Raw genomic sequence first — 23383 nt, 5'->3', positions numbered from 1 at the left:
TGGACAATAGAAGAAATCTGGCGGCATTAGGGACTGCGCCGTCAGGTTTTTTGCACCAGTCACCAAATTTGCCGACAGTTTTGCTGAGTTTTGGAGTGAAAACCCTTGAAACGAAGGCCGTACTCTCCGATATTTAGTGGGAAATCGGCCTGCGATCGCAGGCTGAGCACAGAATATTGAAGGGAGACCCTTAGATGGCACAATTCGACACGATCCGGACGGCGTCCGGCGCGCGCGCTGCCGAGATTGATGAGGGCCTGCGCGCCCATATGAACAAAGTCTACGGCACAATGTCCGTAGGTATGCTGATCACGTTTGCTGTCGCTTGGGCCGTTGGCTCAAGCCCGCAACTTCTGTCGATCTTCCGTGACCCAGTCACGCTTAGCCCTAATATCCTGGGCTGGATCGTAATGTTCGCACCTCTTGCAATGGTGTTTGGCTTTGGTGCCGCCATCAACCGCCTTTCGGCGTCTGGTGCGCAGCTGTTCTTCTATGCATTTGCAGCCGTCATGGGCCTGTCGCTGAGCTGGATTTTTGTAGCCTTCACCGGCATCTCGATCGCTCAGGTATTCCTAGTGACTTCGATCGCATTCGCGGGCCTGTCGCTTTACGGATACGTCACTAAGAAAGACCTGTCCGGCATGGGTACTTTCCTGATGATGGGCGTGATCGGTCTGATCGTCGCGATGGTCATCAACATCTTCCTGCAATCGCCTGCGATCATGTTCGCTGTGTCGATCCTGGGTGTTCTGATCTTTGCGGGCCTGACCGCGTATGACACTCAGAAGATCAAAACGACCTATCTGCAGATGGCCCATGCGGGTGACCAGGAATGGCTAGGCAAGGCGGCCATCATGGGCGCACTGAACCTGTATCTGGACTTCATCAACATGTTCATGTTCCTGCTGCAGCTGCTTGGTAATCGCGAATAACGCGAACCTCATACTCACAGCCAAAGGGCGGGTCCGAAAAGACCCGCCCTTTTTGTTTGGATAATCGGAGGACCATTGATGTCCATCGCCACCATTTGCCCGTCACAGGCGCATCGTTTGCTGCCATTACTTCAACAGGTGCATGACCTGCACGTTCAGAACCAGCCGCAGCGATACGCGCCTTTGCCAGATGACAAGGAAGTTGTTTCCTATCTTTCAGAATGGCTCAGCCATGACGCAGTGGTTGCATTGGGCTATGAGGAGAATCAAATACTGTTGGGATATGCGATTTTTGAGCTTGAGAGGCGTGCTGCGACACCTTTTCGCCGGGCGGAAACACGTGCGATGCTGCACCACATCAGCGTCGATGCCAAGCACCGTCGGAAAGGAATCGGATTAGCCTTGATAAACGAGGTTCGCGCACATCTGCTTGCTGATGGCGGAGATGTTTTGGCCACGACCTATGCAACCTTCAATACGCCTTCAGCTGAATTGATGGCGCGCGCCGGGCTAAACCCCGTGATCAGTTTCGCTGAATGGCGCGTTGAATGACGGCGAAAAAGAAAACCCCCACCAAATTGGCGGGGGTACAAAATGGTTTGGTACTTTGGCAATCAGCTACAGTTCAGCGGCACCGCAAAACCAGAGCTGCGCTTGGACGAGCCTTTGCGGTAAACATCTCCAGCGGGCAAGCAACCGGTAAAGCGCTCGGTCCGAGCTCCGAAGTTTGCACCGATGGAATTGTCCACGCGAGTGTCCCCTTCTTCAGTTCGCAACACACCAAACAATGTCCCGTTCACACTGACCGTGCTCAGCAGCAGATTAGTGCTCTGGCCTGACAGTTGAACGGCGCTGGTATCAGTGCGCCCACCATTCTCGATAGCTACTTTCGCCATCTTGGAAAGCTCGGTCTGATCAGACGAAACCTGAACTGTCGGCAACTTGGCGAGCTCTGCCGGGATGTTGGTTGCAGGTTGAACAAATGCCGCGGCTCCTTTCACATCGGATACCGTACGCGGTTCACCATCTATCCCGGTGAAACCAACACCTTCGCGGTTAAACGGATCTTCGCAGGCTGACAGGGTCAGAACTGCAAGGGCGGGTAACAAGATTTTTTTCATGGCGGTCAACATTTTGGAAAGAGTTGCTGAAGCGTAGCGGCATGGAGTGCGTAAAAGCAAGCCGCCCTCACCCAGAACACCCGAGGGGCTGATGCGCCCCTGCAACGCCCGTGTTTCGCACCGACGCGCTGTGGGACGCCTCAAACCAACAAAAAAGGACCCTGCATCGGCAGAGTCCTTTTTCAAAAATTCAAGTCAGAGGGCAGATTACTTGATCTTGCCTTCTTTGTACTCGACATGTTTCCGAGCAACCGGATCGTATTTACGAATGGTCATTTTCTCGGTCATGGTGCGCGCATTCTTTTTGGTCACGTAGAAGTGGCCCGTGCCCGCGGTCGAGTTCAGACGGATCTTGATTGTCGTCGGCTTCGCCATGGTTATCTCCTGCGTCCGAAAAGGCAGGGGCCTTTCGGTTGAATCCTTATGAGCGTGCGCTTTTAACTGCTCGTACGCCCAAGTCAACCAGATTCGCCGTGTTCCGGGAACAATTCCCTACTCCGCCTCAACGGGGTGTCGCTTGGTGTGTTCACGAAACTGTGATAGGGTCACCGTGACCAAAGAGTCCGTGTTGCGAACATGGGCAAAATCTGACCGGGACTATCGTCCGGCACCCTACACCACTCACGTCAATAGTATCGCCCGGGTTACCCGGGTGTTCCTGAATTGCAGGCGTCTCAGCAAGCAATCTGGCCATGGAACCGGCCAGTCGGATGGTTCCGAATAGACTTAAACAGTGGGAGGTTTTCATGCCTGTATTCATCACTTACGCATCCTACTCATCCGAGGCCGTTCAGGCGATGGTTGCCAATCCTCAGGATCGTACCGGCCCGGTCAGTGCGCTGCTTGAGAAAGCGGGCGGAAAGCTGATCTCATTCTACGTAACCACTGGTAGCAACGATGTTGTTGTCATCAGCGAGGTCCCTGACGGCACTGATGCGGTCGCAATCGGGATGGCCGTTGCCAGCACGGGTGCAGTATCGAAAATCGAAACCGTGCGCGCATGGTCTGCCGAAGAGTTCGTTTCGGTCGCTGCAAAAGCAGCAACGCTAACCGGGGTGTATACGCCGCCGACGGGCTGAGGAATTATGCGCGGAGGGCCTGTAAGCCGGATCCTGTTCCGGGGTTGCCCCCTTCGATGACCATTCCTCTAGGCCGTGCATTGCTGCGCGGCTCAAGCTGCCAACCCGGTCCCTCTCGGCCAAAGCGAGCCTAGCGGCGGTATCGGTTTGCACCGACCGGCCCGCGCGGGGACCCTATTCGGCATTGCTCCCGGTGGGGCTTGCCGTGCCGCCACTGTTGCCAGCGGCGCGGTGGGCTCTTACCCCACCGTTTCACCCTTACCTCGGGCCAAGGCCCGCGGCGGTCTGATTTCTGTGGCGCTTTCCGTCGGGTTTCCCCGCCCGGGCGTTACCCGGCACCGTTGCCTTGTGGAGTCCGGACTTTCCTCTCGGGCATATGCCCCAGCGGCCATCCGGCCCTCCGCGCGAGGTGTTGCGTATGCTTTGGGAGAGGTTACGTCAAGAGCGGTTGGAGGATGAAGGGGCCAGCCCCTTCTTGGCCTTCGGTCAATTCAACCCCGGAATATTTTTGGCCCGATGAATTGCGGATCAGGTCGGATGTGGAGGAAGGGCCAGCGCTTTGAAATCGTCAGGGTGCAATGGGCCTTTGGCCCAGGGACGGTGGCGCAGGCGAATGGTTTTGAGCAGGATGTCATCATCGACATCAGCTGTATATCCCCGGACTTGCGCCAGCGCCCGGAACGTCGATCCGGAAGGCGCTTCGGTGCCAGATGGAGCGGCGAGGCTTTGACGTTCCAGTCTTTGCCAATCAAAACGGGGGCCTGGGTCGGTCTTGCGCCCGGGTGCCATGTCGGAATGTCCAATGATACCTTCCGGGGGGATCGACCAACGCCGCATGAGTTTGGACAGAAGCTGTTCCAGCGCGTTCATCTGAGGCTCGGAGAACGGGTGATCGCCCCGATTGTCCAATTCGATGCCAATGGAACGGGAATTTATATCTGTTTGCCCTTGCCACTCCCCTGCCCCGGCATGCCAGGCGCGGTCTTCCTCGCGCACAAGCTGCCAGAGCTCGCCATTGCCGCCGATCAGATAGTGAGCGGAAACTTCAGGACCGGGATCGCAAAGGCGCTCGAGCGCAGCTGATGCGCTTTCCATTGCGGTGTAGTGCAGAACGATCAGCGCAGGCTTCAACCCATCGCGCCGGGGGCCGAAATTGGGCGATGGATGCCAGATCGGCGAAAGCTCAGTTGTTGACGGCACTGCGGAACGCACTGGGGTCCCAGCCGCAGGCATAGCCGTCGCCATCCGGGTCCAGACCTTTACGGTCGCGCTGGGGACCGCCATTGGATAGAAATTCGATCTGGGCCTGATCCGGCGATGCGAATTGCGCACAGTTCCGCTCGGCTTTGGCCTTTAAATTGAACCCTGCACGGCTGTAGAGCTGGGTTCCGACGGGGTTTGACGTGTTCAACGCGTATTGCACGATGTTGGGCTGTCCATCTGTACCGCGCTGTGGAACCGCGGTTGGCGCGACAACTTCATATGTCTGTCGGTTCTGTTCGATCTGCGCCGCATCTGCATCGATACTACGCCTGTTTGAAACGGCTTCAAAATCCTGTTCGTCAGAAATGCCTGTGTTGTTTGTCACTGGGGCCATTAAGCCTTGCTGGTCAGACGTACTGGCCAGCGCCACAGCCGTCTGGTTTGCAATATCAGCCGCACTGCCGTCATTCAGAGGAGCACCTTGCGCCGAAAGCGGCTGCTCTGAAATCGCTTCGGGTGGCAGCAACGGGTTACCAGCCAGCCCCTGCCCGGTTAGTTCAGCCTCGCGTTGGGCCTGGTATTCCGGCGTATTGAACCCGGTGCCCGATACAGGGGCGACCGTATCACAGGCTGCTACCAGCCCGAGGGTCGAAATCAGAAGCAATTTACGCATTCGGCTGCTCCGCCTTCTTGTCGTTCTTCCGGTCAGAGAATTACCACCATTTGCCCGGCTTGGCCACAAACCCGGCGGCATTCTCAAGCGCATAGGCGGTGTTGAGCAGATCGCCTTCTTCCCATGGGCGGCCGATCAGTTGCAGACCCAGCGGCAGTCCCTGAGCGTCCAGTCCTGCAGGAACCGAAATTCCGGGCAAACCAGCGAGGTTCACGGTCACGGTGAACACATCGTTCAGGTACATCTGAACCGGATCAGCCTCAGTCATCTCGCCCAGACCGAACGAGGCCGACGGCGTTGCCGGGGTCAGGATTGCGTCAACGCCAGTCGCGAAGACATCTTCGAAGTCTTTCTTGATCAGTGTCCGCACTTTGCGGGCGCGGTTGTAGTAGGCGTCATAGAAACCCGCCGACAACACATATGTGCCGATCATTACCCGGCGCTGGACCTCGGGGCCGAAGCCTTCCGCGCGTGTCTTTTCATACATTTCGGTGATTCCGTCACCTTGTGCCAGCTGCGCGCGGCGGCCATAGCGGACACCGTCATAGCGGGCAAGGTTCGAAGACGCCTCAGCAGGAGCAATCACATAATATGCAGGTAGTGCGTATTTGGTGTGCGGCAGCGAAATATCGACGATCTCAGCCCCTGCGTCTTTCAGCATAGCAGCGCCATCAACCCAGAGCTTTTCGATCTCGGCGGGCATACCGTCCATGCGGTATTCTTTGGGAATTCCGATTTTCTTGCCCTTGATATCGCCGGTCAGCATTGCCTCAAAATTCGGCACAGCCAATTCGGCGCTGGTGGAATCCTTGGGGTCATGGCCACACATGGTTTCCAGCATGATCGCCGCGTCACGTACGTTCTTGGTCATCGGGCCGGCCTGATCCAGCGACGAGGCGAAGGCAACGATGCCCCAGCGTGAGCAGCGGCCATAGGTCGGTTTGATGCCGGTAATGCCAACAAATGCGGCAGGCTGCCGGATCGAACCGCCGGTATCGGTGCCGGTCGCAGCCAGACACAGATCAGCAGAAACAGCCGAGGCCGAACCACCAGACGAGCCGCCTGGTGTTAGCTGAGCCTCGTCGTTGCCACGCCGCCACGGGCTGACGGCGTTACCATAAACGGAGGTTTCGTTGGACGAGCCCATGGCGAATTCGTCCATGTTCAGCTTGCCCAGCATCACGGCACCTGCGTCAGCCAATTGCTGAGACACAGTGGATTCGTATTCGGGCTTAAAGCCATCGAGTATCTTGGATGCGGCCTGCGAAGGAACACCTTTGGTGCAGAACAGATCTTTTATACCGATCGGCAAGCCGCACATCGAAGGGGCGTCGCCCGCTTTGATCCGATCATCTGCGGCCTTTGCACGCTCAATCGCAATCTCGGGCGTCTTGTGGACGAACGCGTTCAGCGCATCGGCTTCATCAATGGCTGTCAGGCAGGCATCCGTCAGTTCAACCGAAGTTACATCGCCGGCACGCAACGCGTCGCGGGCTTCGGCCAGCCCCAGTTTGTTCAGTTCGCTCATGACCTACTCCACAACTTTGGGAACAGCGAAGAACCCTTCGCGCGCATCGGGGGCATTGGACAGAACTTTGTCCTGCTGGTTTCCGTCAGTGACTTCGTCCTGACGACGCTTCAGACGCATCGGCGTGACCGAGACCATCGGCTCGACACCTTCGACATCCACTTCGTTCAGTTGCTCGATGAAACCAAGGATGGTGTTAAACTCGGATGCCAGCGCAGGCAGCGCGTCATCCTCAACCTTGATCCGGGCGAGTTTGGCCACCTTGGCGGCGGTGCTTTGGTCTATCGACATCGGAAAACCTCATATGCGTTAAGGGGCGTTTACCCGTCTGTCGCATCACTCGCAAGACCGGTCACCGGATGACGCCGTCGTGCGCACTCAATTCGCCAGCAGCCATGCGTTTTTGAATGCCCCATATGCAAATTAGTGAACTGATTAGTTCACTATAGATATTGAAAACTAAACCGAACTGTTCATTTCAATAGTGTGACACAACACGAAACCGGAGACAGCATATGAAAACCTTTGTCCCTGCATTCATCTTGGCCGCCGTGGTTCTGACATCTCCCGCCCTGGCATTGGGAATAGACATGAGCAATCTGACCCGAAACCTCAGCTTCCCTGAGCCTGTTTCGGAGACAGTGACCAAAGACCAAACCCAGACGGGCAAGTAGGCCTGTCCCATGTGCCGGATCGGTTTCCCCCTCCTGATCCGGCACTTTTTCCAAATCACCGCTGTACCCTGACCGACAAGTCGTTAGCATGACCAAAGACCATCAGCCGAAACACCCACAGGTGACGATCAGGCGAGCTAACGGAGCAGAACATGAGCGCACGCAAGCAAGCAGTACTGAACGCAATTGACGCCGCCAATGCGGAAGATCCCAATATGGAAAACGGGCAGCCCGCAGAACTGCTGTATGGCCAGCGCATGAGTGCCGAGCTTGATCGCCTTTTCCCAAATGCATCTGATGCACTACAGATTGCCGCCCGCGGGCAGCATGTCGAGCGCTGGAAGCTGAAACGCACCGAATATCCTGAAGGGCGGGCCGGTTATCTGGCATGGCGCAAGGCACAAGGTGTTTACCACGCGGACGTGGTGCGAGGCTTTATGGAACAAGCCGAATATGGTGCGGATCAAATCGAAGCAGTCGAACATATGCTGCGCAAACAAGGCATCAAGCGCCATGCCGATGTGCAGGCGCTTGAGGATGTGATCTGTTTCGTTTTCCTGAAATGGTATTTTGAACCCTTCGCAGCGAAGCATTCAGCCGAGAAAATTCAGCGCATCGTGGAAAAAACCGCCATCAAGATGTCCGCCGAAGGCCGCGCCAGAGTTTTGGCGGAATTTGATCTGCCCGAGGCTTTGGCGGCAGCATTCCGTGACTGACCTCATGTGATTCCCAGGTATGGTCAGTCTGCCACGATATTTCAGTTCGGGCTCAAGTACCCGGCGCGGTAGGGACAGGCACCTTCCGAACGGCGCGCAGATATACCTCGATCATCCAGCCCAGCATGGTGGCGTTCAGGATGTGCCACATGAAATGCGTTCCGATGGGAAAGTGACCGCAGGTTGGCTCATCCAACGCTCGGAAAATGATCGAGGCGATCAGTATGCCAGCCCCGATCGCCAACCCGCGCGCTGTATCGGGTGTTCGCGACCTCAACAGTAAAGCATAAATCAGGATCAATAGCGGCACCGGTGCATAGGCTGCTGAACCGCCCAAACCCGGCACCAGCTGAAACACGGGAATCGTCAACGCCGCGTAGGGAATGAACAGCGCGGTCAGACGCAGCGCATAAACGGGCCGCATCCCCCAGACATCCCGGTTCACCGCAAAGATATAAACCAGAATATAAAGCAAGATCGGCGTTGTATCTGCTATCGCGGCCCAAACCTGTGCATGCGTATGAAACAGGTAGCTGCCGACACCAATCATTGTCAGTATCACAACCAAAGCCATCGCCAGCGGTACACCCTGCCCTCGCACCCTGCGCCACATGACGAATGCCGCAACAAGAAACGCCACATTGGTCACGGCGTTTATCGGTTCGGCCCAATACGCTGGCGAGATCCGCTCGCAATAACCGTCAATATACTGCGTCCAGTCCATGGATTTTTACATAGCCGATGCTAGGCTGACGCCAAGCAGAATTTGGGAGGGTTCACTATGGATATTATTTGGCTGGGACATGGCAGCTTTCGCATCGAAACATCGGGGCAGGTCCTGCTGGTCGATCCCTGGCTTACGGGGAACCCGTCATTGCCCGAAGATCAGCATGATACGGCGGTGGCGGGTGCAACCTATATCCTGCTGACCCATACCCATTTCGATCATGTCGTTGATGTATTGCCACTGGCCAAACATCTGAATGCTCCCGTCGTGGGACAGTACGATCTGATGGGCTATTGGGCCGAGGCGGAAGGGATCGAAACAGTTGGTTTCAATAAAGGCGGCACAGTTGACCTTAGCGGTATCAAGGTATCTATGGTCCCAGCCTCGCACAGCTCGACCTTTTCAACCCCCGACGGATTGCGTACCGGTGGGACCGAAGTCGGGTATATGATCTCAACCGAGGGCCGAATGGTGTACGTCTCTGGCGATACCGATATCATGGCGGATATGGATTGGATGGGGGAATTCTACAAACCCGATATCGGCATCCTTTCCGCCGGTGGTCACTTTACCATGGACATGAAAGGCGCGGCCTACGCGGCCAAACGGTACTTTGATTTCAAAACAATTATTCCGTGCCACTACCAGACCTTTCCGATTCTCGAACAATCGGCTCAGGCCCTGATTGACGGCTTGCCGGGCGTCGATGTGATCGAACCCGAAGTGATGAAAGCGATTTCTCTCTGATGCCCGCCACAGATTTCAGCGCCCAGGAATTTGCCGACCGTATCGCGAAGACCCGCGCAGCAATGGAACAGCAGGGGATCGAAACCCTGCTGATAACCGACCCATCGAACATGGCGTGGCTTACCGGTTACGACGGGTGGAGTTTTTATGTACCCCAGATGGTCATCCTGCCAGCGAACGGTTCTCCACTATGGTGGGGGCGTACGCAGGACAAGGCTGGTGCAGCGCAGACCACATGGATGGATGCATCTGATCTTCTGGACTGGCCTGAAGAGCACGTTCAACACCCCGACCACCATCCCGTCGATTCCCTCGCCAAACTTTTGCGGGACCGCGGATGGACTTCGGCACTGGGTGTCGAAATGGACAACTACTATTACTCGGCCGCCAGTCATCGCATACTGCAGAACGCATTCGGAGACGCTGCGATTTTGGATGCCACTGGCCTGGTAAACTGGCAGCGCGCGGTCAAAAGCGACGCTGAGGTCGAAATGATGCAAAAAGCGGGGCGGCTTACTGCCCATATGCATCAGGTGTTGCGCGATGCGTTCCGCGAAGGGCTGCCAAAAAACCAACTGGTTGCCGAAGTTCAGGCAGCAGGGATCGCCGGATTGCCGGGACTGGCCGGGGACTATCCCGCAATCGTTCCAATCGCCCCTTCAGGTACCGAGGCGTCTGCTTCGCACATCACCTGGAACGATAGACCCTTAACACAGGATGAGGCAACTTACTTTGAAATCTCAGGGTGCTATCGCCGTTATCATTGCCCGGCCAGTCGCAGCCTGTTTCTGGGTGATCCTCCGGAAGATATTCGCCGCGCCGAGGCTGCTGTGCTCAGGGCCATCGATGATGCCTTGAGCGCGGCGCGTCCGGGCACAACTTGCGAAGAGGTCGCGAACTGTGTCTACGAGAGTTTCGCCCGCGCCGGATATGTCAAAGCCAACCGCACCGGCTATCCGATCGGATTAAGTTACCCTCCCGATTGGGGTGAACGCACCATGAGCCTGCGGCCGGGTGACACGACCGAACTTCAGGAAAATATGACCTTCCATTTGATGCCCGGGCTCTGGACTTCGGATTGGGGACTGGCGATCACCGAGAGCTTTTTGGTTACCGCCAATGGTGGTCAGCCTTTGGCGGACATCCCTCGGGAGCTTGTGGTGAAATCCAAATGAATCAGCCTATTCGCCCATCGCCGGAGTTGATCGCGGTGGTGCGACGCTGGAATGACGCTGTCCGAGCCAAAGATGGAGCAGCGCTCTACAACATGCTGTCGACGTCTGAGTACCTGCGATATCAAGGCTCAGCGGATGGGGAGATTTGGTCAGGCTCGCTATTCCGAAAGGGTTTCCCTGATCATGTGGCCGAAATTCCCGACTACGGTTGGGAAGAACACAGCCTGGAGGCATTTGAATGCGGTGCAGTTGGTTGGGCCCATTGCGTTGCAACGCTTTGCTTCGCCACGAACCAAAAGGCAATGTTGCATAGGTTCACCTTCATCCTGCATCTCGAAGACGGTGTGTGGAAGATGGTGCACTGCCACGTGTCCAATCCGATCCATAACATGGAAAAAATCGGTATTGAGCACAAAGCCCTGGACGCGCTGGTAGCAGCCGCACGCGACGGGTTTCGTCAGGATCAGCGCGAGGGCATGGCTTCGGTTATGTTCACGGACATCGTCAATTCATCGGCTATTGCCGACAAGCTGGGGGACCGGATCTGGACCGATGCGGTCCAAAAACACTTTGAATTGGCTCGTGACGTCATCGAGGCTCAGAGCGGAACGCTGGTAAAGTCGCTGGGGGATGGAACCATGTCCAGCTTCTCGTCGGCGCGGGCGGCACTGATGGCCGCAGTCGACCTGCAGCGGCGCAACGCCAGTGAATTGGGTGAACCAACGCTGCAGATTCGCGTCGGCATACATACGGGAGATGTGATCCAGACCGATGACGATTTCTTCGGTACGGTGGTGAACAAGGCCGCCCGGATCGCGGCCTCAGCCGCACCGGGTGAGGTCCGTTTGTCCGACGCAACCCAGCTTTTAGCGGACGGGCAAGATGGGTTGACCTTTGGCACACCAAGATCAGTTTCACTGAAAGGTTTGCCCGGCGATCACACGATCTATAGCCTGAGTTGGTAGCGCGCTAACGCCGCCCCACGAAAAAATCCTTGAGCAATCGCTCGGCCTCTTCGGCACCGATCCCATCATAGATTTCAGGGGCATGATGTGCCTGCGGGTGCGAAAATACCCGCGCGCCGTGGGCGACGCCGCCCGATTTCGGATCGGATGCGCCGTAGTACACACGCCGGATACGCGCCGCAGCCAGTGCTGCCGCACACATGGCACAGGGTTCCAGCGTCACATATACATCGTGATCAGGCAGCCGCTCCGATCCGGCCTGTGCGCAGGCGGCGCGCAGCACCAGTATCTCGGCATGGGCGGTGGGATCGTTCAACTCGCGTGTCCGATTACCTTCAGCGGCAACCACCTGACCGTCCGGTCCGATAATTACAGCACCCACGGGCACCTCCCCCCGGTCTGCCGCCGCCTGCGCCTGTTCCAGCGCCAGTTTCATGTGAGATCGGAACTCCATGCCTCTGACTGCCCCAGAAACCCGGCTTTCGCAAGCCGCCGGGATAGGCTATGGGCGAGGGATGACCAATACCCCTCCTCCCGGCGATCGGATCGCCAAAGTGCTTGCCCGCGCCGGTGTCGCCTCGCGTCGCGAGGCTGAACGCATGATCGAAGCCGGTCGTGTGACCGTGAATGGCAAACCCATCAGTAGCCCAGCGCTGAACGTGACGGCCAAGGACAGGATCACTGTCGATGGCAAACCCGTGTCCGAGCCCGAGCCATCTCGCCTATGGCTCTATCACAAGCCTCCAGGCCTTGTGACGACTGCGCGTGATGAAAAGGGACGCAAGACGATCTTTGACGATCTGCCAGAGGATATGCCGAGGGTCATGAGTGTCGGACGGCTCGACCTGAATTCGGAAGGGTTGCTGCTGCTCACCAATGATGGCGGCATCAAGCGCAAGCTTGAACTGCCCGCCACCGGATGGCTGCGCAAATACCGGGTGCGGGTTAACGGACGCCCCAAGGACGAAGATTTTGCACCGCTTCGCAAGGGATTGGTCATAGACGGGGAACGGTTTCAGCCCATGACCGTTACATTGGACCGCCAACAGGGTGCGAACGCCTGGCTAACCATCGGTCTGCGCGAAGGCAAGAACCGCGAGATTCGCCGTGCAATCGAAGATATCGGCTATGCGGTAAACCGACTTTTGCGGGTTTCTTATGGCCCGTTTCAGCTTGGCGACTTGAAATCCGGTGAGGTTGAAGAGATTCGTCGGCGTGTTATGCGTGACCAACTGGGGATGGACGCTGAAGAAAGCGGCAAGCCAACCGTCAAACGCCCTGCCCGGCCTCAGCGCAAAAGGCCGACAATCGGCAAGAAACCTCGCAAGTGACGCGGCTTAAGTAACCTTCCCCCTAGCGCCAAGCCATCGCATCGCCTAAATTTTCTGTGATAGCGACAGTTTGGGGGCACCATGTCCGGGACCGGAGTACAAAAATTGGCGTATGCAGCGCTGCTGGTGCTGTTGTTCGGCGTCTGTACCGGCGTGCTTGGGGGCTTGTAAGGGCATGGCCAAAAGGTTCGGTGGGAAATTCAGCCCTCAGGGTGCGTCGTCAGACCAAGATCAACCCTCTCGTGGACAGTTTGACGGAGCTCGGGTCGAACCGGCGGGTGCACGCGCGAACCTCCTATTTGTGCCCGCAATTCCGTTGGCATTCCTGTCACTGAACGACGGCGCTATCGGAATGACAATTGGTTTGATCGCTGCAGGTCTGCTGACGGCCGCCGCATTCTTGCTGCGCGAAGGGCTGCGAGCGGAATCTGCATACAATGCCAAAAGTACCGCCCGCCGCCCGGCCTTCCCCCGCAAAATCTTCTCAAGCGTCCTGACTGGGCTGGGCACGGCATTGGCCGCGTATCGAACAGAGTTTCTAGATGCAGAAACCGCAGCTCAGGCCAGCCTGTTGGCACCGGTTCTGTTTGGGGTTGTTGCCACTGCATTACATTCGGTGTCCTTTGGCATCGACCCCTTGAAAGACAAGGGTATGGAAGGCATCGACACCTTCCAACAAGATCGCGTGGCGCGCGTTGTTGAGGATGCGGAATCTCACCTGACCCAAATGACCGACGCGATCAAACGCGCCGGAGACCGTCAGATCGAAGCGCGTGTCGAGCGGTTTCAAGATACCGCCCGCGATTTGTTCCGAACGGTCGAAGAAGACCCACGTGATCTGGCGGGCGCGCGGAAATATCTGACGGTTTACTTGCAGGGCGCACGCGATGCGACGGTGAAGTTTTCGGACGTCTATGCGCGTACCCGCGATGCGCAGGCGCTGGCAGATTATTCGGCCCTGCTGGACGATCTCGAACAGAATTTCGCGGCGCGGACGCGAAAGATGCTATTGGATGACCGTAGTGATCTGACGGTTGAAATTGATGTGCTGCGTGACCGGCTGCAGCGCGAAGGCGTCCGGTTGGATTGACCGGCATTTATGTAAGCGAGGATTACCCCATGTCCGATGAGATCAAGAACAAGGCAGTCGAGGCTGAAACGCTGGTGCAAGAAGTCACCGCCGTCGCCCTCCCTGAACCACAGGCTGAGATTGTGCCGCTTGAAGACGCCGATGAACCAGTTGGCGCCGAAATCCGCAAGCGGATGGGTGAGATCGACATGGGCGACACAAACTCGATCGTGTCATTTGGATCATCCGCACAGGCGGAATTGCAGGAGATCAGTCAGGCGATGCTGGCCGATGTCCGCAATAAGGATGTGGGCCCGGCGGGCGACAGCCTTCGCAATATCGTAACGACGATCAGAGGTTTCTCTGTCAGCGAATTAGACGTTCGCCGCGAGCGTAGCTGGTGGGAAAAACTGCTAGGCCGCGCAGCGCCCTTTGCCAAGTTCACGGCGCAGTATGAGGACGTTCAAAGCCAGATCGACCGGATCACAGACGACCTCTTGGGCCATGAGCACACCTTGCTGAAAGATATCAAGTCTCTGGATCTGCTGTATGAAAAGACGCTGGAGTTCTACGACGAACTCGCGCTTTACATCGCGGCGGGTGAGGAGAAGCTGACCGAACTGGACAGCCATGACATTCCCGAAAAAGAGGCCGAGGTTCAGGCCGCACCCGAAGACCAGCAGGTGATGAAGGCGCAGGAACTGCGCGACTTGCGCGCCGCGCGCGACGATCTGGAACGCCGGGTCCATGACTTGAAGCTGACCCGTCAGGTGACGATGCAGTCGCTGCCCTCGATCCGCTTGGTGCAGGAGAACGATAAGTCGCTGGTGACCAAGATCAACTCAACCCTCGTCAACACCGTGCCGCTTTGGGAAACCCAGCTGGCACAAGCGGTAACCATCCAGCGCAGTGCCGAAGCTGCAGCCGCCGTACGTGATGCCAATGATCTGACCAATGAGCTGCTGACCTCGAACGCGGCCAACCTGCGCGAGTCTAACAAGATGATCCGCGAAGAGATGGAGCGTGGTGTATTCGACATCGAAGCCGTCAAGCAGGCCAACGCTGACCTGATCGGTACGATCAACGAAAGCCTCGCCATAGCGGACGAAGGCAAAGCCAAGCGCGCCGCCGCCGAGGAAGAACTGAAGAAGATGGAGGCCGAGTTGCGCGACACGCTCGCCTCGGCCAAAGCGCGACAGGACGGGATCGGTGACAATGCCGGAACGGCTGTCCCCGGATAATGGAAACAGCGGGCGTGCGGCCATTACATCGCGCTAGGACTGCAACATTGGTAGTTTCGCTGCTGGCATTAGCTGGCTGCGAAGAGGCCTTGACGACGTCCATCGCTCCGGAACCCCACCCGGAGCAACCTCAGGGCTTGAGCAATGCCTATCAGCCCCCTTCGCCCGCCAGCCTCGACCTCGCGCGGTATTATGAAAGCGTTCAGAACAACCTGCTGACGCGCGGGTTGTTGCGCACCGATGGTGGTGGGCCGGATACGCCCTACGACGCCGATGACCTCGCACGGAATTTCGAAACCATTGCGTTTTATAATGAGTATCCGGGGCAGGCTGTCTCGAGCGGTAGCAGAAGAACCAGCCGACAGTTAAGTCGCTGGTCGTCACCCGTACGCATCAAACCCGAATTCGGACCCTCAGTCGCGCCAAACGTTCGCCAGCAAGAGACTGCCCGAATTGACGCCTATGCCAACCGTTTGTCGCGGCTGACTCGACATCCGGTCTCGACCACCACCCGGAATGCGAACTTTCACGTATTCGTGGCGGGTGAAGATGATACCGCCTATGTACAAGCCCGGTTGCGACAACTGATCCCCGGCATAGGACAGGCGCAGCTTGATCTCTTCGACAAACTGCCGCGGTCTTTCTATTGTTTTGTGTTTGCGTCGGCATCGAACAGCACGCATCAGACTTATACCCGGGCTGTTGCCCTGATACGGGCAGAACATCCCGATCTGGTGCGCCTGAGCTGCGTTCATGAAGAGATTGCGCAAGGATTGGGGCTTCCGAATGACAGCCCATCGGCCCGACCGTCGATCTTCAATGATGACGACGAGTTCGCCCTGCTCACCAGCCATGACGAAAAACTACTGACGATTCTTTACGACCCACGCTTGAAAGCGGGCATGACCGCTGACGAGGCACGTCCGGTGGTCCGTATCATTGCACGCGAATTGATGGGGCAGTCGCTCTGACCCCGAAGACAGGAGAAATCCAATGGGAATTTTTGATTTTCTGACCGGCGAATTCATCGACGTCATCCACTGGGTTGACGACACCCGCGACACGATGGTCTGGCGGTTCGAGCGTGAGGGCCACGAGATCAAATACGGCGCCAAGCTGACAGTGCGCGAAGGTCAGGCGGCTGTGTTTGTGCATGAGGGGCAGCTGGCGGATGTGTTCACGCCCGGACTCTACATGCTTGAGACAAACAACATGCCGATCATGACGACGCTGCAGCATTGGGATCATGGCTTTCAGTCTCCGTTCAAGTCTGAAATTTACTTCGTTAACACGACCCGGTTCAATGACCTGAAATGGGGCACCAAGAACCCGATCATGCTGCGCGATCCCGAGTTTGGGCCAACACGCATCCGGGCCTTTGGCACCTATACGGTCCGGGTCAAGGACCCAGCGAAATTCCTAGTAGAGATCGTAGGCACAGATGGTGAGTTCACCATGGACGAGATCAGCTTTCAGATCAGAAACATCATCGTGCAGGAATTCAGCCGCGTCATCGCAGGCTCAGGTATTCCGGTGCTGGATATGGCGGCGAACACCGCAGATTTGGGCAAATTGATCGCAGCCGAGGTATCGCCAGTGCTGGATGGGTATGGCCTAAGCATGCCTGAGTTCTATATCGAGAATATCTCGCTCCCACCTGCGGTCGAGGCGGCTCTGGACAAGCGCACCTCGATGGGTTTGGCGGGCGATCTGGGCAAGTTCACTCAGTATTCCGCTGCCGAGGCCATGACAGCGGCTGCCAATAACCCCGGTCAGGGCGGTGGAATGGGTGCCGGTCTTGGCATGGGGATGGGCATGGCGATGGCGCAGCAAATGTCGAACATGGCAGCGGGTCAGCCGAGTGGTCCCTGGGGTGGTTCCGCACTCGCTGCACCGCAAGCGTCAGCGCATGCGGCACCGCCGCCCCCGCCACCCGTCGAGCATGTGTGGCATATCGCGGTGGATGGCCAGACTAGCGGACCATTTTCCAAAGCCAAGATCGGTCGTATGGCAACCGACGGTGAGATCACGCGCGATACGCATGTCTGGACGGCTGGTCAGGACGGTTGGAAAAAGGCGGGGGACGTACAAGAATTGGCGCAGCTGTTCACCATCTTGCCACCGCCACCTCCGGGGGCGTGACGCAGTGGCAGAGGTCAAGCCCGCATCTCCTTATTCTCAGCGCGACCTCGCATGTACTGTGAAACTGTCAGCGCTATTGGGGTGGGTCGGCGTTATTGGTGTCCCGCTGCTTTCCAATTCATACAACAGGGGTTGGAATCCAGACACGGTGTACCTTGTATTTTGGTACGCGCTATTTGGGCTCCCAATTTCGTTTCTCACCTGTTGGCTGTTGGTCAAACCGTTTCTGCGCATCATGATGCGCCGTCAGATCAGCTATGTTCGCGCTGCCATTTGGGGTGCAGGAATTGCGGCCACCCTCATCGCCCTAAGGTTGGCCATCAGGTTTTTCAGAAGCGAGCGTATGTCTCAGGATTCCAAGAACTCATCCAGCTTTGGCGATGGTTTCGGCACCATCTCCGTGAACGGCGTATTAACTGACTATGGGTGGTGGTTATTTGCAAAAAAACTCTCTAAATTTCGTTGTGATTTGCATCCTAGCAGCCTTAGTCGTGCGTTTGATTATTGGCCCAGGTAACAAGGGTGTTCGAATAGAGGCCAGCCGATGAGCGACGAACACCGTTTTCCCTGCGAACAATGCGGGGCGGATTATCGGTTCAATCCCGGTGACGGAACGCTCACCTGCGATCACTGCGGTCATTCCGAGGCCATTGGCGCGGGCCCGTGGGGAGGGGCCAGTTTACGTGAACTCGATTTCGACACGGCCATCGCGGATCGCCTCCCCGATAGTGAAATTGAAGAAACTCGTGTTCTTACCTGCCCCAACTGCGCAGCACAGGTCGAATTTGACCCAAACACACACGCCGCAGAGTGTCCATTTTGTGCGACACCTGTCGTCACTGATACCGGTGTAAGCCGCCATATCAAGCCACGCGGTGTGTTGCCCTTTGCAGTGGACGAACGCTCGGCGCACCAAGCCATGGGGGATTGGCTGGGGCGACTGTGGTTTGCGCCCAATGGGCTGAAGGAATACGCCCGCAAAGGCCGCAAGATGCAGGGCATCTACGTGCCCTACTGGACATTCGATGCCGATACCAAGTCGAGTTATCGGGGTGAACGTGGTGTCGTCTATTACGAAAACCGAACCGTGATGCGGGATGGAAAGCGCGTTCAGCAGCAGGTTCCCAAGGTGCGCTGGTCGGCAAAGTCCGGACGCGTGGCACGGTTTTTTGATGATGTTCTGGTGTTGGCATCACAATCGCTGCCCAAATCCTATACGGATGGCCTGGAACCCTGGGATCTGCCTGCGCTTGAGCCCTATCAGCCCGAATATCTGGCTGGATTCCGTGCCGAAGCCTATACGGTCGAATTGCAGGAAGGATATCAGGAGGCGCGCGGTCACATGGCGCGCGTGATCGAGCGTGATGTACGGTTTGATATCGGTGGCGATCGTCAGCGCATCCACGCTGTCGATACGGAAGTCCGAGATGTCACGTTCAAACATATCCTGCTGCCGGTCTGGATGGCAGCCTATAAATACCGGGGCGAGACCTTTCGCTTTGTAGTGAATGGCAGAACCGGGCGCGTTCAGGGTGAGCGCCCCTGGTCGGCGATCAAGATTACCATCGCGGTGGTACTGGGCCTGCTGGTTGCCGCAAGTGTCGGTTATCTGGTTGCAACCGGACAACAATAAAGAGAACACTCGTGTCAGATAGCGCGTTGGATGGGGGAAACTGACTTGCACCTTGACGCTCTGAACGCTCTTTTAACTCAGCGCCATTCGTGCCGTGCCTTTTGCTCAAACCCTGTTCCCCGTGAACAGATTGAACAGATCGTCACCAGCGCAACGCATGTTCCAAGCTGGTGCAACGCGCAACCCTGGCAGCTTACGATCACCAGCGGTCCTGAAACTGACCATTTTCGCGAAGCGCTGCAGCGCGAGACACATCAGGCCAGCCCAAACCCCGACTTGCCCTTTCCAACCAGGTATTCCGGTGTCTATCAGGATCGTCGGCGCGCATGCGGCTGGGCGTTATACAAAGCGGTCGGCGTCGAAAAGGGTGATCGCACCGCTTCGGCGCAGCAAATGATGGAAAACTACACGCTGTTCGGAGCTCCACACTGCGCCATCCTATCCAGCCCCACCGAGCTGGGCCCATACGGTGCCATGGATTGCGGAGGGTTTGTGACAGCATTCGCATTGGCGGCACAAGCCCTGGGTGTGGCCAGTATCCCCCAGGCGGCGGTTGCGGCTTATGGTCCGTTTCTTCACCGGTATTTCGATATTCCAGATGACCGGATTGTTTTATGTGCGATCTCATTCGGATATCCAGATAAAGACCATCCAGCCAACTCATTCAGAACAGGACGTGCCGCTCTGGATGATATCGTTGATTGGCGTGAATAAACACCAAGAGTAGGAATTGCAGATGCGCGCGCTGCTTCAAAGAATTTCCAGTGCCTCTGTCACAGTCGAGGGAACGGTGATTGGACAATCCGGTCCGGGGTTGATGATTTTGGTCTGTGCGATGCAAGGGGATGATGAGGCTCAGGCCGAACAACTGGCTAACAAGATCGCAAAGCTTCGCATCTTCAAAGACGATGCAGGAAAAATGAACCGTTCGATCTTGGATATCTGCGGCTCAGCACTGGTAGTCAGCCAATTCACTTTGGCCGCTGACACGTCACGCGGTAACCGCCCGGGATTTTCCGGTGCGGCCCCGGCAGCAGAGGGCGAACGACTTTATGAAGCGTTTGTTCGCAACCTGTCCTCACTGGGCATACCAGTCGAAACGGGATCATTCGGGGCTGACATGGCTGTAGAACTGGTCAATGACGGGCCCGTGACAATTTGGATGGAAAGCTGATGCGGGCCTCTCAACAGATTCAGGATATTTGGAGCGCCGGTGTGGCGGCTGTCGATGGTTACACCGCGACGTTGGAAGCGATCCAAATGCTGGAACGGCCAGACCAGATACTGGCCGTTGGCAAGGCGGCGGCTGCGATGGCCCGCGCTGCAGCGAACCAGTTCGGCGCGGTCCCCACGTTGGTCGTTACCAAAGATGGCCATAGCGATGGCCTGCCGGCGCATGTTGATGTCATCGAATCCTCTCATCCCGTACCTGATGATCGCAGTCTGGCCGGGGGAAAGGCATTGCGCGAAACCGTTGAGAGCATGGAACATGATAGCAGTCTGTTGCTACTGGTATCTGGCGGCGCGTCCTCTCTGGCCGAGGATTTGATGCCTGGGTTCTCCCTGGACGATCTTGAAGCCCTGAACCAAAGATTGCTTGGCGATGGATTGGATATCAGAACGATGAATGCTGAGCGGCGCAAACTATCGCGCATTAAGGGCGGAGGACTACTGTCCAGTTTTCCGGGGAACAAAGTGACCGTTTTGGCGATCTCGGATGTCCCTGGAGACGACCTGGGCGTGATTGGATCCGGTATCGGAGCGTTGCCAGATGCGCCACGTTTTGCCGCCCAGACCTCAATAATCGCATCAAATGCGCACGCACGTAACGCGGCCGCCCAAACAGCCGAGCAAGCTGGCTTTGTCGTCCTCGCCAACGCGGAGGCGTTGCACGATGACTACCTATCAGTTGCGACCGCGATAGGAGAACGACTGCGCCACATGCCCAAAGGCGTGATGGTTTTTGGAGGAGAGCCAACCGTCGTTCTTCCGGACCAACCCGGGCGAGGTGGACGAAATCAGGCCCTAGCGCTGGCTTTGGCGCACGAAATTGAAGGGCAACGGGACATTACAGTGATCGTTGGTGGAACAGATGGCACGGATGGGCCAACGGACGCAGCCGGCGCTATCGTTACCGGCGAAACATGGTCAGACGAAGCGCAAGAATACCTCAACAACGCGGACAGCGGCAGCTTCCTGGCCAAAGCAGGTGCGTTGCTGGTTACGGGGCCTACAGGGACCAATGTGATGGACTTGGTGATTGCAATACGGAATTGATCTGACATCTTGGCCCGGTTGCTATCGGTCAGGAGTTCAGAGATATGGCACCGCCCTTCAACGCACTTCGCGAGATCGAAGAAATCCCTGATATGGGTATCACCATGCCGGATGGCTGCCGCCTTTCAGCCCGGATCTGGCGCCCGATCGATGCGGGCGAAGACCCGGTTCCCGCCATTGTGGAACATCTGCCATATCGCAAACGCGACGGTACCACTGCACGTGACGCCTTATCCCATCCTTGGTTTGCCAAACGTGGATATGCCTGCGTACGCGTGGATATGCGCGGCAATGGTGACAGCGAAGGGTTGATGGAGGATGAATACACTCAGCAGGAATTGGACGATGCCGTCGCAGTAATCCAATGGCTAGCCGATCAACCCTGGTGTAGCGGCACGGTCGGGATGATGGGTATCAGTTGGGGCGGGTTCAACTCATTGCAGGTTGCCGCGATGCAGCCTGAGCCTTTGAAGGCAATCATTACGCTTTGTTCGACCGCGGACCGGTATGCCGATGACATACATTACAAAGGCGGATGCCTGCTGAATGAAAATCTGGGCTGGGGCGCGACAATGTGGTCCTACTCCTCTCGCGCTCCAGACCCAGATCTGCGGTCAAACTGGCGTGAACTCTGGTTGGATCGGTTAGTGAATGAGCCTTTCCTGCCCTCCGTCTGGCTGCGCCACCAAACACGTGATGCCTATTGGCGCCATGGTTCCGTCTGCGAGAATTTTGATTCAATTCAAGCGGCCACTCTGGCGGTTGGAGGCTGGGGTGACGCTTACAAGAACACTGTGCCATTGCTGGTCGAACAGTTGAACGCGCCGGTCAAAGGTGTTGTTGGCCCATGGGTGCACAAATATCCTCATTTCGCAGTTCCTGAACCTCGCATCGGTTTTTTGCAGGAGGCCCTAAGGTGGTGGGACCATTGGCTAAAGGGAAAGGATACAGGTGTCGAAGATGATCCAGACTACCGCGCTTATGTGATGAACGGTGTGCGTCCGGCGCGCTGGTACAAAGAGCGCGCAGGGCGTTGGATTGCCGAGGATGAAGGCGCGACATCGCATCTGCCAACCATGACGATGCAACTGACCGATGCCGGCCTTGGGCACGAAGGGTCACTGAACACCTCAATCCGATCGCCACATACCTGCGGTCTTGAAAGCGGCGAGTTTTGTGCGATTTGGCTAGGTCCGGATATGCCGGGGGACCAGAGGGGGGACGACGCGCTTTCAGCCTGTTTCGACAGCGACCCATTGGCAGCCGACATCGAGATTGTGGGCGCACCCAAAATCCGGCTCCGACTGAGGGCTGACAAACCTCAGGCGCAGATTGCTGTTCGGCTGAATCATATACACCCGGACGGTGCTTCGACGCGGATCACATATGGGGTGCTAAATCTGACGCACCGGGACAGTCATGCAGATCCCACCCCCCTAATACCCGATCAGACCTACGATATAGAACTGGACCTGGATCACATCGCTTATCGAATACCGAAAGGGCACCGCTTACGCGTGGCGATCTCGAGCGCCTATTGGCCGTTAATCTGGCCTTCGCCGGAAACTGTCGAGCTTCAACTGACTGAAGGCGACATAATCATTCCAACGCGTCCGCCACATCAATCAAACGAATACAACTTCGCCCCTCCTGATGCAGAATCTGCAAATCCCGTCAGTGTTCTTCGAGAAACGCAAAATTCCCGGCGTGTAGAATTGGATATGACCACCGGCGAAACCCACCTGATCATCGAGGATGACTTTGGCAAACTCCGTGACGAAACGCATGGGCTGATCACCGGAAGCACAGCAACAGAAAAGTGGTCGATTCACCCCGACAACCCCCTATCGGCGCGGGGCTATTGTCGTTGGACACAAGAACAGCAGCGCGGTGAATCGTTCCTATTCACCGAAAGCGTTTGCGAGATGTGGTCCGATAATAAGAACTTTTTTGTTCGAGCAGAGATAAGCGCCTTCGAAAATAACGAATTGGTGTACTCAAAAACGCTCGAAGACACGGTGCCACGCAATGAAATGTAAGTTTTGAAGCTTCAGACGAAAGATTTTCACTTGCCCACCACCCTGCATTGCCCCTACTTTGACTCACGCGTCAATAAAAAGTCCAACAATGGACCGAACATCCAATCAACT

27 protein-coding genes and 1 other RNA gene are annotated in these 23383 nt (G+C 56.8%); 19 read left to right on the top strand and 9 right to left on the bottom strand.

Annotation, left to right across the window (positions count from 1 at the left end; all coding sequences use genetic code 11):
* The first annotated feature begins 194 nt into the window (after positions 1-194).
* Entirely contained in the window at positions 195-932 is a 738-nt protein-coding gene (locus AC2FI7_RS09835; RefSeq protein WP_010441904.1) for a Bax inhibitor-1/YccA family protein, read from the top strand.
* 78 nt (positions 933-1010) lie between these two features.
* Positions 1011-1484, top strand: coding sequence for a GNAT family N-acetyltransferase (locus AC2FI7_RS09830; RefSeq protein WP_010441903.1), 474 nt, complete (start codon positions 1011-1013; stop codon positions 1482-1484).
* Positions 1485-1546: 62 nt separating this feature from the next.
* On the opposite strand, the gene AC2FI7_RS09825 is transcribed toward AC2FI7_RS09830, so the two are convergent.
* Both AC2FI7_RS09825 and rpmG read right to left on the bottom strand, forming a co-directional pair.
* The gene (locus tag AC2FI7_RS09825) at positions 1547-2053 is read right to left on the bottom strand and encodes a lipoprotein (RefSeq protein WP_158005272.1); all 507 of its coding nucleotides are present in this window, start codon (positions 2051-2053) and stop codon (positions 1547-1549) included.
* A gap of 207 nt (positions 2054-2260) precedes the next feature.
* Complete coding sequence (gene rpmG / locus AC2FI7_RS09820) at positions 2261-2428, bottom strand: 50S ribosomal protein L33 (protein ID WP_010441901.1); 168 nt, start codon at positions 2426-2428, stop codon at positions 2261-2263.
* A gap of 371 nt (positions 2429-2799) precedes the next feature.
* On the opposite strand from rpmG, the gene AC2FI7_RS09815 reads away from it, so the two are divergent.
* Positions 2800-3132 carry a GYD domain-containing protein gene (locus AC2FI7_RS09815; protein ID WP_010441900.1) on the top strand — a complete coding sequence of 111 codons (333 nt, stop codon included), beginning with the start codon at positions 2800-2802 and terminating at the stop codon, positions 3130-3132.
* A gap of 6 nt (positions 3133-3138) precedes the next feature.
* Here the strand turns inward: AC2FI7_RS09815 and rnpB are convergent.
* The 5 genes from rnpB to gatC form a co-directional block, all read right to left on the bottom strand.
* Positions 3139-3536, bottom strand: an RNA gene (gene rnpB, locus AC2FI7_RS09810) — RNase P RNA component class A.
* A 124-nt stretch (positions 3537-3660) separates the two neighbouring features.
* Positions 3661-4365 (bottom strand): N-acetylmuramoyl-L-alanine amidase, encoded by a 705-nt coding sequence (locus AC2FI7_RS09805; protein WP_037321442.1) that lies wholly within the window; start codon positions 4363-4365, stop codon positions 3661-3663.
* Positions 4316-5008: an excalibur calcium-binding domain-containing protein gene (locus tag AC2FI7_RS09800; protein WP_010441898.1), complete on the bottom strand. Its 693-nt coding sequence runs from the start codon at positions 5006-5008 to the stop codon at positions 4316-4318. The genes AC2FI7_RS09805 and AC2FI7_RS09800 overlap by 50 nt, the downstream gene beginning before the upstream one ends.
* A 40-nt stretch (positions 5009-5048) precedes the next feature.
* Positions 5049-6536: an Asp-tRNA(Asn)/Glu-tRNA(Gln) amidotransferase subunit GatA gene (gatA, locus tag AC2FI7_RS09795; RefSeq protein ID WP_480455645.1), complete on the bottom strand. Its 1488-nt coding sequence runs from the start codon at positions 6534-6536 to the stop codon at positions 5049-5051.
* A 3-nt stretch (positions 6537-6539) separates the two neighbouring features.
* A complete protein-coding gene (gene gatC / locus AC2FI7_RS09790) occupies positions 6540-6827 on the bottom strand; it encodes an Asp-tRNA(Asn)/Glu-tRNA(Gln) amidotransferase subunit GatC (protein ID WP_170472591.1) in 288 nt (95 codons plus the stop codon).
* Between the two features lie 224 nt (positions 6828-7051).
* Between gatC and AC2FI7_RS09785 the strand changes: the two genes are divergently transcribed.
* Both AC2FI7_RS09785 and AC2FI7_RS09780 read left to right on the top strand, forming a co-directional pair.
* Positions 7052-7210, top strand: coding sequence for a hypothetical protein (locus AC2FI7_RS09785; protein ID WP_319544948.1), 159 nt, complete (start codon positions 7052-7054; stop codon positions 7208-7210).
* A gap of 152 nt (positions 7211-7362) precedes the next feature.
* Entirely contained in the window at positions 7363-7926 is a 564-nt protein-coding gene (locus AC2FI7_RS09780) for a DUF4202 domain-containing protein (RefSeq protein WP_496815877.1), read from the top strand.
* 52 nt (positions 7927-7978) lie between these two features.
* Here AC2FI7_RS09780 and AC2FI7_RS09775 read toward each other — a convergent pair whose 3' ends face one another.
* Positions 7979-8650: a ceramidase domain-containing protein gene (locus AC2FI7_RS09775; RefSeq protein ID WP_496815876.1), complete on the bottom strand. Its 672-nt coding sequence runs from the start codon at positions 8648-8650 to the stop codon at positions 7979-7981.
* 57 nt (positions 8651-8707) lie between these two features.
* Here AC2FI7_RS09775 and AC2FI7_RS09770 point away from each other — a divergent pair, with 57 nt between their 5' ends.
* From AC2FI7_RS09770 to AC2FI7_RS09760, 3 genes are read left to right on the top strand one after another with little or no spacing between them, the layout of a single operon-like run.
* Positions 8708-9400: a metal-dependent hydrolase gene (locus AC2FI7_RS09770; RefSeq protein ID WP_496815875.1), complete on the top strand. Its 693-nt coding sequence runs from the start codon at positions 8708-8710 to the stop codon at positions 9398-9400.
* Positions 9400-10575, top strand: coding sequence for a M24 family metallopeptidase (locus tag AC2FI7_RS09765; protein WP_010441891.1), 1176 nt, complete (start codon positions 9400-9402; stop codon positions 10573-10575). The genes AC2FI7_RS09770 and AC2FI7_RS09765 overlap by 1 nt, the downstream gene beginning before the upstream one ends.
* Entirely contained in the window at positions 10572-11540 is a 969-nt protein-coding gene (locus tag AC2FI7_RS09760; protein WP_496815873.1) for an adenylate/guanylate cyclase domain-containing protein, read from the top strand. The genes AC2FI7_RS09765 and AC2FI7_RS09760 overlap by 4 nt, the downstream gene beginning before the upstream one ends.
* A gap of 4 nt (positions 11541-11544) precedes the next feature.
* Here the strand turns inward: AC2FI7_RS09760 and AC2FI7_RS09755 are convergent, their stop codons facing one another.
* Positions 11545-11994 carry a nucleoside deaminase gene (locus AC2FI7_RS09755; RefSeq protein ID WP_010441889.1) on the bottom strand — a complete coding sequence of 150 codons (450 nt, stop codon included), beginning with the start codon at positions 11992-11994 and terminating at the stop codon, positions 11545-11547.
* On the opposite strand from AC2FI7_RS09755, the gene AC2FI7_RS09750 reads away from it, so the two are divergent.
* The 11 genes from AC2FI7_RS09750 (at position 11993) to AC2FI7_RS09700 (ending at position 23272) form a co-directional block, all read left to right on the top strand.
* On the top strand, positions 11993-12871 hold the full coding sequence (locus AC2FI7_RS09750; RefSeq protein ID WP_010441888.1) for a pseudouridine synthase: 879 nt from the start codon (positions 11993-11995) through the stop codon (positions 12869-12871). The genes AC2FI7_RS09755 and AC2FI7_RS09750 overlap by 2 nt on opposite strands.
* A 175-nt stretch (positions 12872-13046) precedes the next feature.
* The gene (locus AC2FI7_RS09745) at positions 13047-13961 is read left to right on the top strand and encodes a 5-bromo-4-chloroindolyl phosphate hydrolysis family protein (protein ID WP_010441887.1); all 915 of its coding nucleotides are present in this window, start codon (positions 13047-13049) and stop codon (positions 13959-13961) included.
* Positions 13962-13990: 29 nt separating this feature from the next.
* The gene (locus AC2FI7_RS09740) at positions 13991-15181 is read left to right on the top strand and encodes a toxic anion resistance protein (protein ID WP_010441886.1); all 1191 of its coding nucleotides are present in this window, start codon (positions 13991-13993) and stop codon (positions 15179-15181) included.
* Positions 15181-16152 carry a DUF2927 domain-containing protein gene (locus AC2FI7_RS09735; RefSeq protein ID WP_496815869.1) on the top strand — a complete coding sequence of 324 codons (972 nt, stop codon included), beginning with the start codon at positions 15181-15183 and terminating at the stop codon, positions 16150-16152. The genes AC2FI7_RS09740 and AC2FI7_RS09735 overlap by 1 nt, the downstream gene beginning before the upstream one ends.
* Before the next feature lie 22 nt (positions 16153-16174).
* Positions 16175-17323, top strand: coding sequence for an SPFH domain-containing protein (locus AC2FI7_RS09730; protein ID WP_496815868.1), 1149 nt, complete (start codon positions 16175-16177; stop codon positions 17321-17323).
* Positions 17324-17327: 4 nt separating this feature from the next.
* Positions 17328-17840, top strand: a complete 513-nt coding sequence (locus tag AC2FI7_RS09725) for a hypothetical protein (RefSeq protein WP_496815867.1) — start codon at positions 17328-17330, stop codon at positions 17838-17840.
* A 27-nt stretch (positions 17841-17867) separates the two neighbouring features.
* On the top strand, positions 17868-18956 hold the full coding sequence (locus tag AC2FI7_RS09720; protein ID WP_496815865.1) for a TFIIB-type zinc finger domain-containing protein: 1089 nt from the start codon (positions 17868-17870) through the stop codon (positions 18954-18956).
* 30 nt (positions 18957-18986) lie between these two features.
* On the top strand, positions 18987-19670 hold the full coding sequence (locus tag AC2FI7_RS09715) for a nitroreductase (protein WP_496815864.1): 684 nt from the start codon (positions 18987-18989) through the stop codon (positions 19668-19670).
* Positions 19671-19692: 22 nt separating this feature from the next.
* The gene (gene dtd / locus AC2FI7_RS09710; RefSeq protein WP_170472627.1) at positions 19693-20130 is read left to right on the top strand and encodes a D-aminoacyl-tRNA deacylase; all 438 of its coding nucleotides are present in this window, start codon (positions 19693-19695) and stop codon (positions 20128-20130) included.
* Positions 20130-21233 carry a glycerate kinase type-2 family protein gene (locus AC2FI7_RS09705; protein WP_496815863.1) on the top strand — a complete coding sequence of 368 codons (1104 nt, stop codon included), beginning with the start codon at positions 20130-20132 and terminating at the stop codon, positions 21231-21233. The genes dtd and AC2FI7_RS09705 overlap by 1 nt, the downstream gene beginning before the upstream one ends.
* Positions 21234-21277: 44 nt before the next feature.
* Entirely contained in the window at positions 21278-23272 is a 1995-nt protein-coding gene (locus AC2FI7_RS09700) for a CocE/NonD family hydrolase (RefSeq protein WP_010441879.1), read from the top strand.
* The last annotated feature ends 111 nt before the right edge of the window (positions 23273-23383 follow it).

Source organism: Ruegeria sp. YTSA064 (genome assembly GCF_059610325.1).
The sequence above is the reverse complement of the archived record's forward strand: the minus strand, read 5'-3'. Positions and strand labels throughout refer to the sequence as shown.